At 50.7% G+C, this 16,019-nt stretch carries 12 protein-coding genes; 6 read left to right on the top strand and 6 right to left on the bottom strand.

The window, feature by feature from the left end; translation table 11 throughout:
- Nucleotides 1–180 precede the first annotated feature (180 nt).
- The 3 genes from C7B82_RS30315 to ftsH4 form a co-directional block, all read right to left on the bottom strand.
- On the bottom strand, nt 181–927 hold the full coding sequence (locus C7B82_RS30315) for a hypothetical protein (protein WP_106260992.1): 747 nt from the start codon (nt 925–927) through the stop codon (nt 181–183).
- Nucleotides 928–1,076: 149 nt separating this feature from the next.
- The gene (locus C7B82_RS30310; protein WP_106260991.1) at nt 1,077–1,856 is read right to left on the bottom strand and encodes a DUF554 domain-containing protein; all 780 of its coding nucleotides are present in this window, start codon (nt 1,854–1,856) and stop codon (nt 1,077–1,079) included.
- Nucleotides 1,857–1,999: 143 nt separating this feature from the next.
- Nucleotides 2,000–3,862, bottom strand: coding sequence for an ATP-dependent zinc metalloprotease FtsH (gene ftsH4 / locus C7B82_RS30305; RefSeq protein WP_106260989.1), 1,863 nt, complete (start codon nt 3,860–3,862; stop codon nt 2,000–2,002).
- A gap of 410 nt (nt 3,863–4,272) precedes the next feature.
- On the opposite strand from ftsH4, the gene murD reads away from it, so the two are divergent.
- Complete coding sequence (gene murD, locus C7B82_RS30300) at nt 4,273–5,673, top strand: UDP-N-acetylmuramoyl-L-alanine--D-glutamate ligase (protein ID WP_339375262.1); 1,401 nt, start codon at nt 4,273–4,275, stop codon at nt 5,671–5,673.
- A gap of 140 nt (nt 5,674–5,813) precedes the next feature.
- Here the strand turns inward: murD and queA are convergent, their stop codons facing one another.
- Nucleotides 5,814–6,944 (bottom strand): tRNA preQ1(34) S-adenosylmethionine ribosyltransferase-isomerase QueA, encoded by a 1,131-nt coding sequence (gene queA, locus C7B82_RS30295; protein WP_106260986.1) that lies wholly within the window; start codon nt 6,942–6,944, stop codon nt 5,814–5,816.
- 283 nt (nt 6,945–7,227) lie between these two features.
- Between queA and C7B82_RS30290 the strand changes: the two genes are divergently transcribed.
- The 3 genes from C7B82_RS30290 (at nt 7,228) to C7B82_RS30280 (ending at nt 11,027) form a co-directional block, all read left to right on the top strand.
- Nucleotides 7,228–7,617 carry a hypothetical protein gene (locus C7B82_RS30290; RefSeq protein ID WP_106260984.1) on the top strand — a complete coding sequence of 130 codons (390 nt, stop codon included), beginning with the start codon at nt 7,228–7,230 and terminating at the stop codon, nt 7,615–7,617.
- A gap of 1,041 nt (nt 7,618–8,658) precedes the next feature.
- Entirely contained in the window at nt 8,659–9,198 is a 540-nt protein-coding gene (locus C7B82_RS30285) for a hypothetical protein (protein ID WP_106260983.1), read from the top strand.
- 11 nt (nt 9,199–9,209) lie between these two features.
- Nucleotides 9,210–11,027 (top strand): peptidoglycan D,D-transpeptidase FtsI family protein, encoded by a 1,818-nt coding sequence (locus C7B82_RS30280; RefSeq protein ID WP_106260981.1) that lies wholly within the window; start codon nt 9,210–9,212, stop codon nt 11,025–11,027.
- Between the two features lie 43 nt (nt 11,028–11,070).
- On the opposite strand, the gene C7B82_RS30275 is transcribed toward C7B82_RS30280, so the two are convergent.
- A complete protein-coding gene (locus tag C7B82_RS30275) occupies nt 11,071–11,517 on the bottom strand; it encodes a VOC family protein (protein WP_106260980.1) in 447 nt (148 codons plus the stop codon).
- Nucleotides 11,518–11,743: 226 nt separating this feature from the next.
- On the opposite strand from C7B82_RS30275, the gene C7B82_RS30270 reads away from it, so the two are divergent.
- Together C7B82_RS30270 and C7B82_RS30265 are read left to right on the top strand one after the other, a co-directional pair.
- Nucleotides 11,744–12,475: a histidine phosphatase family protein gene (locus C7B82_RS30270; RefSeq protein ID WP_245940167.1), complete on the top strand. Its 732-nt coding sequence runs from the start codon at nt 11,744–11,746 to the stop codon at nt 12,473–12,475.
- A gap of 286 nt (nt 12,476–12,761) precedes the next feature.
- Nucleotides 12,762–13,700, top strand: coding sequence for a hypothetical protein (locus C7B82_RS30265; RefSeq protein ID WP_106260977.1), 939 nt, complete (start codon nt 12,762–12,764; stop codon nt 13,698–13,700).
- A 42-nt stretch (nt 13,701–13,742) separates the two neighbouring features.
- On the opposite strand, the gene C7B82_RS30260 is transcribed toward C7B82_RS30265, so the two are convergent.
- Nucleotides 13,743–15,479 carry an ATP-binding protein gene (locus C7B82_RS30260; RefSeq protein ID WP_106260975.1) on the bottom strand — a complete coding sequence of 579 codons (1,737 nt, stop codon included), beginning with the start codon at nt 15,477–15,479 and terminating at the stop codon, nt 13,743–13,745.
- Between the last annotated feature and the right edge of the window lie 540 nt (nt 15,480–16,019).

The following is a 16,019-nucleotide window of genomic DNA, read 5'->3' as shown; positions in this document are numbered from 1 at the left end:
ATCGTCGCTATCCTAAACTTCTGCATAATGGCTCTTTCTAAAAACTAATAACTAATGTTGCTTTTCAACAGCTACTAAAAACTTTTGTAATTACATTAGAAACCTTTAGAAACCCGCTGCAACAGCGGTGTTGTTCTCGCATTTCAGCCAAGTCTCTACAATCTTTTAGATAATTTAAAATTATCGTTCAATTGGCAAGATAGTTTTGATGGTTTCGGCGAGGCGTTTCTCAAACTCTAGCATCCCTCGTGGAGTATAAGAATACTGGATGTAACGCATATGTTTTACATCAAATGGTACATCTTCATTATTTTGCGTAATAAGGATGACGGGCTTTCCTAACACATGTCCAAGACCGATTTCATAGAAAACGTTCGGATTCCGCCCTGTACAATCCGCGATTATCACTTTTGCAGAACAAATAGCGCTCCAAACATCTAGCATTACAGAATGAGCAGTAAAGAAGTCATCTCCACGCGCAACACTTAAATTTAAATCGTCCGCCACTTTTACGATGTGATCATCATATAGGGGCTTCATTTCCGGCTTAAATGGCATTAAAACGAATAAATCAGCACTGCTAATGGATTTGTCTGGCAACCCAAAGTATGGTTTCACAATCATCGACCTATCGGAATCCAACTTAGATACTTCTGCCAGACTAATTCCAAGTGCGTTCTGAATATCTTCCCATTGTCGTGAAACTTTAATTTCACCCCTAATGGTGCGCCACCAACGATCTCTCTTTTCAGTTGTAAATTCTATAAGACCAGCTTCACGAAGTTCGTTGAGGCTACGACGGAGTATCCCTTGTAAGGTGCCGTCTTGATCAGCTTCTAGTCCACACTGAACACACAAACTCTCCCAATCAGTTGCAATACCATTCCGTAGCAGAAGGAGAATTTTACTTCCATGAAGATGACGCATCTATGATTTGTCCTTAAGAGTAATTGACTGCCTTGAAATATTCCACGCTGTGCGAAACTGATCCTATTTGCATTACTTATTTATCCTATACAATCTTCAAGCTGCTCGCTCCCAGATCGCCTAGTGGGATAACAACTTATTAATCAGTTCTAAGTAAGCCATTTAGCAAGGCTATAGAGTAAGGGCGCGATGAGTAAAGCAGGTAGAAACGACGCAACTTTGACTTTGGCGATATCGAGTAAATTCAAGCCGATGCCTAAAATCATGAGTCCGCCGACGCCGGAGGTGATGAGCACGTGGGGATTGGTGGTGGGGTTTGCCATAATTTGAGGGAGAAGACCTGCCAGCAGTGACAGTCCACCTTGATAGAGCAGAATCATGAGGCTGGAGAAGCCAACGCCAATGCCGTAGCTGCTGGTGAGGGCGATCGCGGCAAGTCCATCCATCGTGGCCTTAATGGTCAAGACCGTGTTGTCTCCGGTGATGCCATTATTGAGGCTGCCAATAATCGCCATTGGCCCAATGCAAAACAACAAACTGGCAGCGACGAAGCCTTCGGTGAAACTGCCTTCTCCTTTAAAGCGCGCTTTCAGCCATTCGCCCAGAGTGTACAAATGTTCTTCAAGCTGAAGTCCTTCACCCAGCAAGCCACCAAAGACGATCGCCAGAAGTGCCAGAATGATTCCATCGACTCGTCCAGTCTGAGCTTTGAGCAGACTACTCGCCATCGTTACACCGAGAAAAAGCGTTACGAGTCCCACCCCTTGGGTGATCACCCGCTGCATTGCGAAAGGTAAGCTTTTTCGTAGTAACAAGCCGCAGAGTGTGCCAACTAAAATCGTAGCCACGTTGATCCAGGTGCCGCTGGTTTTTGCCCACAAGTCAACCGGTGTGATCGGGGTAGAAGCCGTTTCCAGAAAGAGGAACATCAGTATAGTCAGCCGCGTTTTAGGTGCATCGTCAACCTAGCGCACTTTCAATCACTGGCTGAAGTGCGCCTAACAAAACAATGTCCCCTGCCTACAAGTAAGCAAGGGACATTGAGTCTTCCAAATCGGATCTATTCCCGCTTCTAAGCTGCGGCTTGAACCTGATCCAGCAATTTGTGTAACTTCTCGCCTTCAATCACCTCAGTTTCTAGAAGCTGAGTCGCGATCGTCTCCAGCAAGTCCTTGTTGAGCTGGATAATGTGTAGCGCGTGCTGATGCGCGGTTTCCACAATATCTTTCACTTCGCGATCGATCGCTTGTGCGGTTTCTTCGCTCATCACTCGGCGGGGATTGGGCGCACCATCACCGAGAAACTGCGCTTGTTGCCCCTGCTGGTATGCGAGTGGACCAAGCACCTTGCTCATGCCATAGGTCGTCACCATGCGCTCTGCCAGGTCGGTTGCCCGCTGCAAATCGTTCGATGCGCCAGTGGTAATACTGCCAAACACCACTTCTTCAGCAGACCGTCCACCCAGCAGAGTTGCAATTTGTCCTCGCAGCTCGGCTTCATCCATCAGGAAGCGATCTTCAGTCGGTAGCTGTAAGGTATAGCCCAGTGCTGCCATACCACGAGGCACGATCGAGATTTTCTCGACTTTGCCGCTCCCAGTCGTCAGAGAGCCGACCAGAGCATGACCGACCTCGTGATACGCCACGATTTTCTTCTCTTTTTCGTTGAGCACACGACTCTTCTTCTCCAGTCCCGCAACGACTCGCTCGATCGCTTCGGCAAAGTCTTCCTGAGCGACTGTCTCCCGCTTATTACGAGCCGCTAATAGCGCCGCTTCATTCACTAGATTTGCCAGATCGGCTCCCGCAAAACCAGGGGTGCGAGTGGCGATCGCCTTCAAATTGACATCCTCACCCAGCTTCACTTTTTGAGCATGGATTTTGAGAATCAGTTCACGTCCGGCTAAGTCTGGGCGATCGACCAGCACTTGACGGTCAAACCGACCAGGACGCAACAGCGCGGGATCTAACACTTCAGGACGGTTGGTGGCTGCCAGCACGATTACGGTTGCTTCACCTACAGCAAAGCCATCCATTTCAGCAAGCAACTGATTCAATGTCTGTTCACGTTCATCATTGCCACCGTAGAAGCCACCGCTGTTCCGCGACTTACCGATCGCATCCAATTCATCGATAAACACAATACAGGGAGCCTGCTTCTTGGCCTGATCAAACAGATCACGGACACGTGAGGAACCAACCCCAACAAACAACTCCACAAACTCTGAGCCAGAGATGCTGAAGAACGGAACGCCTGCTTCACCAGCCACCGCCTTTGCCAGCAGCGTTTTTCCAGTGCCTGGAGGCCCCACTAAGAGCACCCCTTTAGGAATGCGTGCCCCAATTTGTGTGTAGCGTCCTGGTGTTTTAAGGAAATCGACAATCTCCACTAACTCAGCCTTGGCTTCTTCTACGCCAGCGACATCAGCAAAGGTGACTTTTCCTGGTTCTCCTTCGACATAAACTTTGGCTTTGCTCTTCCCAATGGAAAGCACGCCCTGAGGGCCACCCGCACCGCCGCCGCGTCGAATAAAGAACTGCCAGATCGCGACAAAGATTAAGGGCGGAATGACCCAGCTGAGCAGACTGCCAATCCAAGCGTTCTTGGGTGGGGGCGCAGCAGCAAATTCAACGCCCTTCGCTTCCAGTAACTTAGGCAACTCCAAATCAAAGATCGGTGTGGTTGTAAAAACTCGACCAGGTTGCCCTTCCGCAGTTTTCAATTGAAATTGAATCTGGTTTTGACCGACCTGCGCCCGCTCCACTTCCCCTTCCTGCACCTGATGAATGAAGAGACTGTAGGGGACGCCAGGAATTTGAGGTCCGAGAAAAATAGGCAACGCAAAGTTGACGATCAGCGATAAACCAATCAGCGCCAAAAAAATATTACTGATCAGGCGAGGGCGAGGAGAATTCGGTTGTTCTTTAATGGGCATAACGATCAATAATCTCTAAAACGTGGAACACGGTTGCACCGAACCGCTAGTCTGGCGAGCCAAAGCACCTTTGAGTATGATAATCGCCAGCCGATCGACGCTTCAAGCAACGCCTTGTACGGATAACCAGCATGTTTAGCGCGTGTAATTATTTGCCAACAGACAGGGTTACAGCACACAGCCTACGAATCCTAACCGTTTGTGATCGGTTGGACATCCTCTTGAAGTTTGAGACTTAACGCATCCATGCTGTCTACCAATAGCGATCCAAGACAGTGATGAACGCCATTATCCTTCTCGACGGCTATCCGCTATCAACCAAAAGCTGACTGCTGATAGCTGACTGCTGATGCCGGATCGCTTCAGAGATCGGACAAACCACCATTAAGCGGTACGATGAAAAATGCAAAATGAGGAACTTTGACGCTGCTATGCCCAACGCGTATGTCATTGGTCTTGGAAAATCAGGAATAGCAGCCGCTCGATTACTCAAACGCGAAGGATGGCAGGTCACCGTTAGCGATTCTGGAAGCTCTGATAGCTTGCGCCAGCAGCAGCAGCAGCTTGCAGCCAACAACATCCCCGTCCATCTGAAGGAAGTCTTTGATCCTCATAGGGCAGAGCTGCTGCAAGCAGAGTCTTTACAGCGAATCGTCGTTAGCCCTGGCGTTCCCTGGGATCTACCGGGCTTAGTTCGCGCCAGAGACCTGGGCATTGAAACCATCGGTGAAGCTGAACTCGCATGGCAGCATCTGAAAGATTGTCCCTGGGTTGGCATTACAGGTACGAATGGTAAAACCACGACGACTGCCTTAATTGCTGCCATTTTTCAAGCCGCAGGGTTACATGCTCCCGCGTTTGGCAACATTGGCTATGCCGCTTGTGAAGTGGCGCTAGAGGCCAAGAAACCAGATTGGGCGATCGCGGAACTCAGTAGCTATCAAATCGAATCTTCACCCTCGATCGTGCCCCGCATCGGCGTCTGGACAACTTTTACACCCGATCATCTCAGTCGTCATAAAACGCTAGAACGATACTGCGAAATCAAGTCGCATCTGCTCAAGCAGTCCCGCCAACAGGTCTTCAACGGTGATGATCCGTTCTTACAAAACTTAGGCAATCAGCAGCTTGCCCCTGTGCATCCAGATGCCTGTTGGACCAGCGTAAACGGCAAGACAACGCTAGTCGGCAACCCCTCTCAAGGTCTCTACATTGAGGATGCCTGGGTGCGGACGCCTACTGAACTGATCATGCCCGCCAATCTGTTACGCATGCCAGGAGCGCACAATCAGCAGAACCTTTTGATGGCAATTGCAACGGCAAAACTGGCAGGCATTGACAAGAACGCGATCGCCCACGCGATCGCCACCTTCCCTGGTGTACCGCATCGCCTGGAGCACATTCGCACCTGGCAGGGCATCGACTTCATCAACGACAGCAAAGCAACCAATTACGATGCGGCTGAAGTCGGTCTCTCTGCGGTCAAGCATCCTGCCATTCTCATTGCTGGTGGCGAAGCCAAAGAGGGCGACGACAACGCCTGGATTGCGACTATCCAGGCCAACGCTGCCGCTGTACTCTTGATTGGTAACGCTGCACCTGCGTTTGCCCAACGCTTGCAGCAGGTCGGCTATGCCAACGCCGAAATTGTGAAAACGATGGAACGAGCCGTCACGCGATCGACAGAACTTGCCAAACAGTATCAAGTTCCTGTTGTGCTCCTATCACCCGCCTGCGCAAGTTTCGACCAATACCAAAACTTTGAACAACGTGGCGATCACTTCCGCGAGCTTTGTCAGGAGTTGCAGTAAAAGGAAAGGCTAAAGGCTAAAAATATAGGGAGTGGGGAGTAGGGAGTGGGAAAGGCTAAAGGCTTAACTCAAAACTCTCTTTACTCTCTCCGCTCTTACAATTCAAAACTCAAAACTCAAAACTTTTCTCCGTTAACCCCTTATCCTTCATCCTTTAGCCTTTCATCCCTCTCCTCCCTCGCTTCTGGCAGAATCAGCATGGCATCGCCGAAAGAGTAAAAGCGATACTGCTCTGCGATCGCGATCTGATATAAAGCCAACAGACGCTGCCGCCCAATCAACGCACTGACCAACATCATCAGGCTGGACTTCGGCAAGTGAAAATTCGTCATCAAACCATCGACCACCTGCCACTGATAGCCCGGATAGATAAACAGGTTGCTTTTGCCGCAAAAGGGCTGAATCATACCGCTTTGTACCGCTGACTCCAGCGATCGCACAACCGTCGTGCCCACTGCAATAATGCGTCCCCCTTTCGCCTTTGTTTGCTGAATTTTCGCGACCGTCTCTGGTGGCACTTCAATCCACTCAGCATGCATCGTGTGATCAGTGATCGTCTCTGCCTCTACTGGGCGAAAGGTGCCCACCCCCACATGCAGGGTAACAAACGCCTGCTCAATGCCTTGCGCTTGCAGACGTTGCAGCAACTCTGGGGTAAAGTGCAACCCCGCAGTCGGAGCAGCAACCGCACCAGGGCGATCGGCATAAACCGTCTGATATTGGTCAGGATGCGCCTCGGTTTGAGTAATATAGGGCGGCAACGGCATCTGCCCCAACTGGTTAATCCACTCGTCTAACAACGTTCCTGCTGGCACATCAAACTGCAAAATGCGCCCGCCCGTTGCGGCATCGATCGCCATCACCGTTGCGCTCAAAACGCGATCACTCGTACTTTCTTTAGCGTCTTGCCCGCTGAAGACGATCGTGGCACCTGGCTTCAACCGCTTACCAGGTTTGACCAACGCCAGCCAGCAATGCGTTGTACCAGCAGCACGATCGCCCCCTGCTTGTGGCTCTAGCAGCAGCACCTCCACAGGCATCCCACCCAGTTTGTGCCCGTAGAGGCGTGCTGGAATGACGCGAGTATTGTTAAGCACCAACAAATCGCCCTCTCGCAGCAGGTCAGGTAAGGTGCGCACGATCGCATGACCATGCTGCACCTGATCCTTCACAACCAGTAAACGCGCACCATCGCGAGGAACACACGGCGTTTGAGCAATCAGTGCCTCAGGTAAAACATAGTCGTAAGCGGCAAGCAGGCGATCGGACATGGCTGGAGGCGTTCGTTGTTAGTTGTCAATTGTTGGAAGGAGACAGGAAGCTGGGGAAGCAGAGGAGGCAGGGGCGGCAGAGAACTCAAAACTCAAAACTCTCTAGCGCAGCGGCACAAAGTGCTACTCAAAACCCAAAACTTAGAACTCTCAAGCTCCCCTCACTCCTTACCCAAATTGGGTGGAAACCCTCTTCACTTAGAGGGCTTTCCCCCTGGTATTTGATGATACGTTTGGTGGACTATAAATGATGTAGGCGTTTGACGGGTCTGGAAAAACTGTGATGGACTACCTGTATCATCTTTCAAATGCAACCCTCACTTTAAGGGTTGTTGAGTATTTGCACTACTCCAGTCGGTTTCCAGTACACTTCATGACTGTGATTCATCAAATCGACGGCTGGATTATCAAAGTAAAAATGAATCGCTGCCTGGAGCCTCACGAGCATGGCAACTTGCGCGCGTTCATGAATGAACTGGGTATTCCTTGCGATCCCGGTATTCGCGTACAAATGGCACTCTGGGGGTTGGAAACGGGGCAGTCACCTGTTGATGTGATGCATCGTTACCAGGTTGCAGTAGTTTCACATGGCACTCCCGATCGCGAAGAAATTGAGGAGTTTCGGCAACAGTTTGTACAAGGCTTAGGATATTGCCCGGAGACGCTGGCTTAGGGAATAATCATGGGCTTTGGCGTGAACGTCTGACCTGAGTTCAAGCCAGAAGGCTCCCAACTACGAGGATGTTTGCACAGTTTTCGTTTATGGCGTCACCCGCTCGTGATTGAAAATCACGGTTTCACCAGGTGAAGCCCACGAAAGGGACTAAAAGCGTTATAGGGCAGGCATTGACCCGTTTGTGGAGTTAAAAATTAAATTCGGTCATAAGCTGTTATGCATTTAAATTTTCAAAGTGATCTAAGCCAGTAAAGGGTTTCAGCCTCCTACAGCCGTTTTCATTTGCATTCACCACACCCTATACCCTACACCCCACACCCGTCTCGACAAGACTGTGGCTTACTCGATTGAGAACCGCTGTAAATACTCAGTTTGAATGATGAACAGCTTAGCTACAGTGCGTTCGCATAGCGTGTGCGCAGCACAGACGTCTCATTTCTTCTACGGAACGCAGATTTAATCAGGTGCAATTCTTTCTGTAGGGACGTTCCATGGAACGTCCCTACAGAAAGCAAATGGTTCAGATTAATTAATCCACGCTCCTACGGAGAGGCTGCGCCAACGCGGGCAAGATGCCCGCACCATCAATGACCCAAATAAATCCTTCACTTTCATCAACGGGCTTCGCTCCATGAGCCTGGTTTTGCAATCACGGGTGAGATAGCAACGTAACGGCGATGCTTGCCATACTTTTCAAACAACCTTTGAAGCTTGAAGGGGTAGATCCCTTTGTGAAAGGGTTTGGGGCAAGCGACGGCAGTTTTTGCGTCAAGCCGCTTGATGAGCAATGCTAGTTTCCAAGCAATCCGCTTAAAGCCCCAGTCGCCTTATTTTTGTTTGAAAATCGAATTGTTGCAGTAGACTGACTGGTAATCTTGATGAAGATGGCTGACTTGCGATCGCAAACTGAGCCCAAAGGCAGTTTCTGTGCGATAAGTAAGTTTCCTAAGCTTGAGCCTTGGGTATGTTGAGTTATGCAGCGTGATTAATTGCCACCAGGCAAGGCTGTACGTGTGTTAAAGGAGTGATGAGAAGCTGATGTCTACTGCGTTTCGATCTGCGCCCCGTTCTCGGCAACCCACTTCTAACCGTCGATCGCCGCTCTACCCAGTACCAGCCCAGCCTGCAGTACGGACTGTTTCAAAACGCTCCAGACCACCGCTAAAAGCAGTAGCACCGACAGCAGGCACAGCAGTCAGACGCCTGCCTTCTTCCCGATCGCTACCGTTGTGGTTGCGGTTGTTGATTCAAGCACAGCGCGGCTCTCTGGTCATTGCGTTTATTCTAGTGACAGCGACACTGATTGTTTATGGCAGCACTGTTTATACGCAGCAGCTTTGGAGCAAAGAATACCGCAAGCTGAAAACGCTCCAGCGCAACGAGCGAGAGATGATTGCTACCAATGAAGGCTTGAAAAATCAACTGGCGTTACAAGCTGATCAACCAGGTTCAGGACTCGTGCCCCAAACTCCAGACAACACTATTTTTCTTCAGCCGGCTCCACAACGCCCAGCCTTAGCCGCCCCCCCTAGCGTGCTCAAAGCTGAAGTAGCGCCCAACACCCCCCTGGGATATTAAGAGCTGTTGTTATGGCTAGTCCTCCTCGTTCTCTGTCATCGCAGCGTGCGCGTCGCTTACCAGTCAGCAATCGCCCTCGACGGGTCGATCGCACTGCCTTTATAGAGCTGCCTACCTTTCGGTTGCTCTTAGTTTGGGTTGCACTGGTGGGTGGGTGTGGGTTGCTGCTATTGAACCTCTTTCGTTTGCAGATTGTGCAGGCTCCCCAGCTGCAAGCACGGGCACAAGAACAGCAGATGGTCTACATGCGGCCGTTCATCCCACGTCGCCAGATTATCGATCGCACGGATACAGTACTGGCGTTGGATCGTCCGGTTTACACGTTATTTGCGCACCCGAAGCTGTTTAAGGAATCGAAGCAGGCGATCGCTGAGAAGCTCGCTCCATTACTACGGCAAGCGGCAGCTGATTTGGTCAAGAAGCTGGATCAAGCTGAAACCGGCATTCGCCTTGAATATTCTCTCTCTGAGACAGTTGCTGACCAAATCACCAACCTGCGAGCCGACGGCTTAGAACTCCTTCAGAGCCAGCAGCGGTTCTACCCCCAGCATGAACTAGCGGCAGATGTCTTGGGCTACGTCAATGATGACCACAAAGGGCAAGCAGGGCTGGAATTAAGCCAGCAGAAGTTGCTGGAGCGCCTGTCAAACCCAGTGAAATTGCGGCGCATGGGGGATGGGTCGTTGATGCCTGACCAGGTGCCTGGAGGGTTCCTGAATGTCGATGATTGGCAACTGCAACTCACATTAGATAGTCGCCTACAACGTGTGGCGATCGCAGCCTTACAGCAACAGGTCAAGAAATTCAGTGCTAAACGTGGCACTGTCATCGTGATGGATGTCCGTGACGGTTCCCTGCTCACGCTGGCATCGACCCCGTCCTACGACCCCAATCAGTACTTCAAATACTCGGTTGATCGCTTCAAAAATTGGGCGCTTTCTGATTTGTATGAGCCGGGATCAACCTTTAAGCCTCTTAATGTGGCGATAGCCCTGGAAACTGGTTCGGTGAAACCAGACAGCGTCTTCTACGATGAGGGTCAGATTCAGGTTGGTGGCTGGCCCATCCAAAACTTTGACTATTCGACCTCGGGCGGCAGAGGCAGCATTACGCTCACGCAAATTCTGGAATACTCTAGCAACGTTGGCATGGTGCACGTCGTGCAGCAGATTAAACCCAGCGTTTATTACACCTGGCTGAAACGACTAGGCATGAGTGAAGTGGTGGGTATTGATTTACCATCCGAAGCGTCCGGTCAGTTCAAAACTCGAAAGGTCTTCCTCGAATCGGCGATCGAACGAGCCACTACCGCTTTTGGGCAGGGCTTTTCGCTTACCCCGATTCACCTGGCTCAGCTCCATGCCGTGCTGGCAAACGGTGGCAAACTGGTTACCCCTCATGTTGTAAAGGGATTGTTTGACAGCAAAGGACAACCTTACTGGCAACCCAATCTCCCCATGCCTCGACCCATCTTCTCTAAAGCAACGACTCAGTCTGTGCTATCAATGATGGAAACGGTGGTCAGCAAAGGGACAGGTAAGAGTGCCCAAATTCCTGGCTACCGCATTGCAGGGAAAACTGGAACGGCCCAAAAAGCTAATCCTAATGGTGGCTACTTTGATCATGCAAAGATTACCAGCTTTGTAGGCATCTTTCCGGTCGAAGCACCCCGCTATGTCGTCGTTGCTGTTGTCGATGAGCCCAAAGGTGGCGATGCTTTCGGTTCAACCGTTGCTGCCCCCGTCGTTAAGTCTGTCATGGAAGCCCTCATTAGCCTGGAAAAAATTCCACCAAGCACATTAGCATCAGAGGAGACGATGGGGCGATGACAGGCAAGGGAGCAGAGGTGGCGTGAGCGATGTTTTGCGTGATTCACCCGTCTCTCCGCTCCATTGTCCGCAAAAACTCCAACGCCAGTCCGTCGCTATCGGCAATAAAAGCGACTTCGTAAACACGATCGCCGATCATTTGTTGCTCTGGCTGTAGCAGCACTGTGAGTGCTTGAAACTGATCAGGTTGCGCTGCTGCAGCTTTTGTGAAGCGATCGCTCAATGCCTCCAACCAACGAGTTAAATCATCTGTAACGCCAGTCAGATCAAACGATAAGTGATAGTAACCAACATAATGCTCATCGCCAAAGGCATCTGGCGCAGGCCGTGGTTCTGGAATTTGAATCAATTCGATCCGTCCGCCTAAGCCCTCCATCCAGCAAGCCAACGTGAAGCCTGTGGTAAAACGCTCTTGCACTTGAAAGCCAAGCTGTTCGTAAAAGGCGATCGCTCGAAAAATATTTGCCGTCCGAATCGAAACGTGATGCATAGCGGTTAGCCTGAGAACTTTTGCTCTAGACTAAGGACTTTAGACTAGGGGCTTTAGACTGGGACTTTAGACTCGCCGCAAATGTCTCGATGTTTGCGGTGACTAGTCAGCAGCTTTTTGCATCCAGAGTCTCCAGTCTAAAGTCTTCCGTTCAGAGTCTCCAGTCTAAAATCTCTAGACTGTAATCGGCCTATTCATCTCATAGGATCAATTCATGCATCGAGTCATGAAGCTGTTATTTATTCGTCATGCGCAGTCCACCGGCAACCAGGAAAAACGCATGCAGGGTCATGGCGACTATGCGCTTTCCCGCGAAGGCAAGCAGCAGGCAGAGAAGCTTGCCCGCAGCCTGCTAGCAGAAGGTTGGCATCCTTCTCATGTGTACAGTAGCCCACTCAAACGAACCGCTCAGACCACACAGATTTTGCTTGACCATTTTCAGACAGCACCCCTTCCGGCTGCCGTCAGTGATCTCATTGACAGCGCTGAGACCACCATTGACACAACAGAGAATGCGTCTGGAAGCATCACAGTAGCGTATACCGATACACTCAAAGAATTTCAAAACGGCATTTTTCAAGGGCTGACCTGGGCAGAAGCGATTCATCGTTATCCTGACCTCTGCCGTGAACTGGAAGCGTCACCCGATTGGATTCAGATTCCCGGTGCCGAAACGCCACAGGATGCCAGAAACCGCGCCAACCAGTTTATTCAAACCGTCTTCAGCCGACACCAGAATGGGGATCAAATTTGGATCGTGACTCATAGCTGGATTTTGCAACACTTGATTGCAGAGCTCATGGGGTGCGATCGCTCGTGGCGGCTACGAGCAAATAATACTGCCATCTTTGAGTTTTGGGTTGATCAATCGCGGTGGCATCGTTCCGATCAAAATCGCTTTAATACAGATCTCTGGCAAGTACGACGCTTCAACGATTGCCGCCATTTAAAAAACTAAAACGAAGACCAATTGCTGCTCAACTTGAATGAGCCGTCAATTCAAAGTAAGAAGTGCTTGACCAGCGTTGAGAGGCTGACCCCAAAGGCGATCGCATAACCTAATCGATCGTGAGTTCGAGTTGCGTTCGTTAAGTTTTTTATCGCTAATACTGCTTTTTTGAGTACCCTTTAGTCTCATATTCATGCGCTTATTGGTTTTCATTTCACGAAATTGGAGTATCTTGAATCAAGGGTCGCCATAGCATCCTTCCTCTCAGATCAGGGTCAATTTATAGCTTTCAATAATGACCAGCACAGTGAACGATATCGTCAAACAAGCTAATCAAGGCAGCGTTGCAGCAATTATTCAGGTGCTCAACGAAAAGCTTGCTGATTCGGGTGTACGAACACGTGCCATTTTTGCAGATAACGTGCTACAAATTCTCTGTGAAGCTGCTACAGCAGAACAGCTAGAACCATCAGAACTCATTAGGCAGATTCGACAGACCTTGGAGGCGATCTCACCCCGCAACATTCGTCGAGTCAACATCAACAGCCGCATCGTACGCGAACAACAGTTACTGTGGCTAGACGAAATCAGTCGTGATCCTGAAAGCCAGTTGCTGTGGTCACAAGAAATCACGCTGAACAAACCAAACATTTTTCGCCACATCCTCAATGAGTGGCAGCAGAACGTACCGCTACCAAAGTCGAATCTGCCCACACGTTCTGCAGGACAACAGCGCGAGCGCCATCAGTTTTGGCGCGGACTTGTAGGTGGCGCTAGTGCCAGTCTCTTGCTGCTCTTGGGTGGCTGGGCGCTGTATAGCTGGCTGGGAGCCCCCAAAACAGAAACAGCAGTGAAGCCAGCACCATCCGCAACCCCACAGGCAAGCAGTCCTCCTCAGCCAACACAGCCGCAGACAGCGGTTTCCACACTGCAGCCAACTACCAAACAAGACCCCTTTCCGATCGCCGTGCGGATTGCAGAACAGGCATCACAAGCCGGTTTAACGGCACAATCACAAGCACAGTGGCTCGAATTGGCAGCCCGTTGGCAGCGTGCCTCAGACTTGATGGCAGAGGTCACTGCAGAAGATAGCCGCTATGCGACCGCACAAGATCGAGTAGCCGCTTATCGGAAGAACAAAGAATTGGCGCTAGCTAAAGCCAATCAGCATACTGCCCCGTCTCCGGTTGAATCAGCGCCACCGCTGACAGACAGCACGCCGACACCACCGTAAACGATCGCCTTGCCCGCGATCGCACGTTCACTTCATCTACCCTCACTCAATGCTGACTCCCCGCACGGTTTGCGATCGGGGGCGACCTGCAACCGGAGCCTGTTGAATTTGGCGATCGCGAGCATGGTGTGCTTGAAAATGCTGCTGCCACATTTCTGGTGCATTAAGCGTTTCGCCACCGTGCTTTGTTAGCCGCTGTCTCACTTTACACAGCACAGGTGTATTGACACAGGCACCTGCTACGATAATCTGCCCCTTCGTGAGAGCAGGCAATTCTTTGAGCAAATCGCGCCCTGCGGCTTCAACGCCATATTTCAGGCTCTCCTGATCGACAGGATTGACAATGCGCATAATGAACTGGCTCATGCACTGAGACAGCACATCCGAGTCAATCTTGCCGGGGCGTTGTGTAATCAACCCCATGCCGAGACCAAACTTGCGGCCCTCGCTCAAAATCGTTCTCAGTACGGCTTTGCAGCGCGATGGCTCATGAGCAGGCGCAAAGCGATGTGCTTCTTCCACAATGATGAAGACAGGGTAGGGCAGAAAATTTTCATCGTCAGGCTGAATCAATTCCCGCTGGGTGTTCATCCGTGCCTGATTAGACTGTCGCAGTACCGCCGCACAAATCACCTGCTGCTCTTCCTGGCTGATTTCATTCATTTGTAGCACTGTCACCTGCCCTGGCTCAAAGAGATCTCTAGGCGCAACGGTGTGCTCAAAGGTGTGAAAGTACTGCGATCGCTCCAGTCGCTCCAGTTTCCACTCCAACGCCGGAGCCGATGAACCCGACTTTTCGTTGCCTTCTTCGTCGACCTGCATATCGGCTTCACGTACTGCTGCAATGAGATCCTGAATGCCCCAACGATATTCGCCCTGCTTATGCCGTTGAAGCAGCCGATAGGCCTTGTTGAGAATGGACTGCTGACGATCGCTCATATCTGGCAGCAGCGTCACAATATCGTAGTAATCCAGCGACGACACCCGAATCCGAATCGCTTCTGGCGTGAGAATTTTCACCTTCGGCGTGTAACCATCGCTTCCTTGAAACGCAGGATGTCCTCGCATCTCCGCCAATGTATGGTATTCGCCATGTGGATCGAAAATCAGCACGGCAGCGCGGTTATGCGGCAGCAACAGTTCCTCGATCAGCACGCCTGCTGTGTAGGATTTGCCCGATCCCGTTCCCGCCAGGATCGCCATGTGGGTACTCACCAATTCCTTCACATCGAGCGCCACAGGCACATCTGACTCCCGTAGCAGCAACGACCCAATGTGTGCAGCACCCACCTCACCCGGTTGCTTCTTGTTCAACACACGCCGGAGCATGGCATCGTCTGCCAGGTAAACCTTCGCCCCTGGGTTGGGTGTACGACGAGGGTTCATAAAGCCCAGATTGGGGTCGAAATAACCCACAACGTCCACCGTGATCTCGTAGATCTCAGGATTGTTGTAAGTAAAGCCAACCAGCGCCGCGATCGCTTCTGGACTAATCTCTGTATCCGCAAAAATACGATCCGGCAGGTGGTCAATCAAACAACGTGCCGAAATCTTGCCTAAAATCTGTAGCGCAGACTCGCGCTCCGGCGTAACGACCTCATAAAAAACAAATTCGCCGATCTTTACCGATCGATTGTCCGCTGTGATGAAGACATACTGGTTACCCGTCTCACCCGGTCCTTTCACCGTGCCAATCACGCGCGGCGAAGGCAATGCACCCTCTAAGCTCACCGCATTGGTTAGAAGCGAATTATCTAGAAGCGAATTATTAGCGTTCATTCACTGTCACTTAGCCAAAGCCGTTGACGTGTACACCCTAACGGTTATAGCAGCTTCCCGCGGTTGTGCGATCGCCCCGCAGCTTAACCGCCGCTCATCCAACGTATACATTCAATGGCAGCAGAAACACGGGAAACTGCGAGAGTGGCGTGTCGGGTAAGCAGAAACCAAAAACAGGAATTCACGGATACCTTCAGCAATCAGCTAGTTTACGCTAGAGCCAAGTAAAGCAATAAGGCTTACAAGCTTAGTCACGTAAGCCACTGAAGTCAATAGCATCAAAGCTCAGATTTCTCTATAGAGCTGCTAGAGATTAGACCAATGTGGGAAACCTAAGTTCTAGAGGAGTGGTTCGACAAAACGAACAAGCGCGAACGACGAATGGGCAATGACTAATCACGATTGTGTCATGGAAAGCGGTATGTCAGACAGAGCGATTGATTGTCATGACGAAATGTCGCTAAGGATTATGGATTAAATAAGGTGTAATACTTCCAGTTACATCAGTAAGCTAGAGAAGCAACCTGATGAACCAGAGAA

The organism is Stenomitos frigidus ULC18, from assembly GCF_003003795.1.
In the GTDB taxonomy this organism is placed as follows: Bacteria; Cyanobacteriota; Cyanobacteriia; order Leptolyngbyales; family Leptolyngbyaceae; genus Stenomitos; species Stenomitos frigidus_A.
Note: the sequence above shows the minus strand (reverse complement) of the source record. Positions and strands in the feature narration are given on the sequence as shown.

What these genes read in the sequence shown, in the direction of transcription:
- C7B82_RS30270 (WP_245940167.1), top strand. Translation starts at nt 11,744, where the DNA reads ATGAAGCTGTTATTTATTCGTCATGCGCAGTCCACCGGCAACCAGGAA.
- ftsH4 (WP_106260989.1), bottom strand. Translation starts at nt 3,862, where the DNA reads ATGCCCATTAAAGAACAACCGAATTCTCCTCGCCCTCGCCTGATCAGT.
- murD (WP_339375262.1), top strand. Translation starts at nt 4,273, where the DNA reads ATGAGGAACTTTGACGCTGCTATGCCCAACGCGTATGTCATTGGTCTT.
- C7B82_RS30285 (WP_106260983.1), top strand. Translation starts at nt 8,659, where the DNA reads ATGTCTACTGCGTTTCGATCTGCGCCCCGTTCTCGGCAACCCACTTCT.
- C7B82_RS30315 (WP_106260992.1), bottom strand. Translation starts at nt 927, where the DNA reads ATGCGTCATCTTCATGGAAGTAAAATTCTCCTTCTGCTACGGAATGGT.
- C7B82_RS30275 (WP_106260980.1), bottom strand. Translation starts at nt 11,517, where the DNA reads ATGCATCACGTTTCGATTCGGACGGCAAATATTTTTCGAGCGATCGCC.
- C7B82_RS30265 (WP_106260977.1), top strand. Translation starts at nt 12,762, where the DNA reads ATGACCAGCACAGTGAACGATATCGTCAAACAAGCTAATCAAGGCAGC.
- C7B82_RS30280 (WP_106260981.1), top strand. Translation starts at nt 9,210, where the DNA reads ATGGCTAGTCCTCCTCGTTCTCTGTCATCGCAGCGTGCGCGTCGCTTA.
- C7B82_RS30310 (WP_106260991.1), bottom strand. Translation starts at nt 1,856, where the DNA reads ATGTTCCTCTTTCTGGAAACGGCTTCTACCCCGATCACACCGGTTGAC.
- C7B82_RS30260 (WP_106260975.1), bottom strand. Translation starts at nt 15,479, where the DNA reads ATGAACGCTAATAATTCGCTTCTAGATAATTCGCTTCTAACCAATGCG.
- queA (WP_106260986.1), bottom strand. Translation starts at nt 6,944, where the DNA reads ATGTCCGATCGCCTGCTTGCCGCTTACGACTATGTTTTACCTGAGGCA.
- C7B82_RS30290 (WP_106260984.1), top strand. Translation starts at nt 7,228, where the DNA reads ATGGACTACCTGTATCATCTTTCAAATGCAACCCTCACTTTAAGGGTT.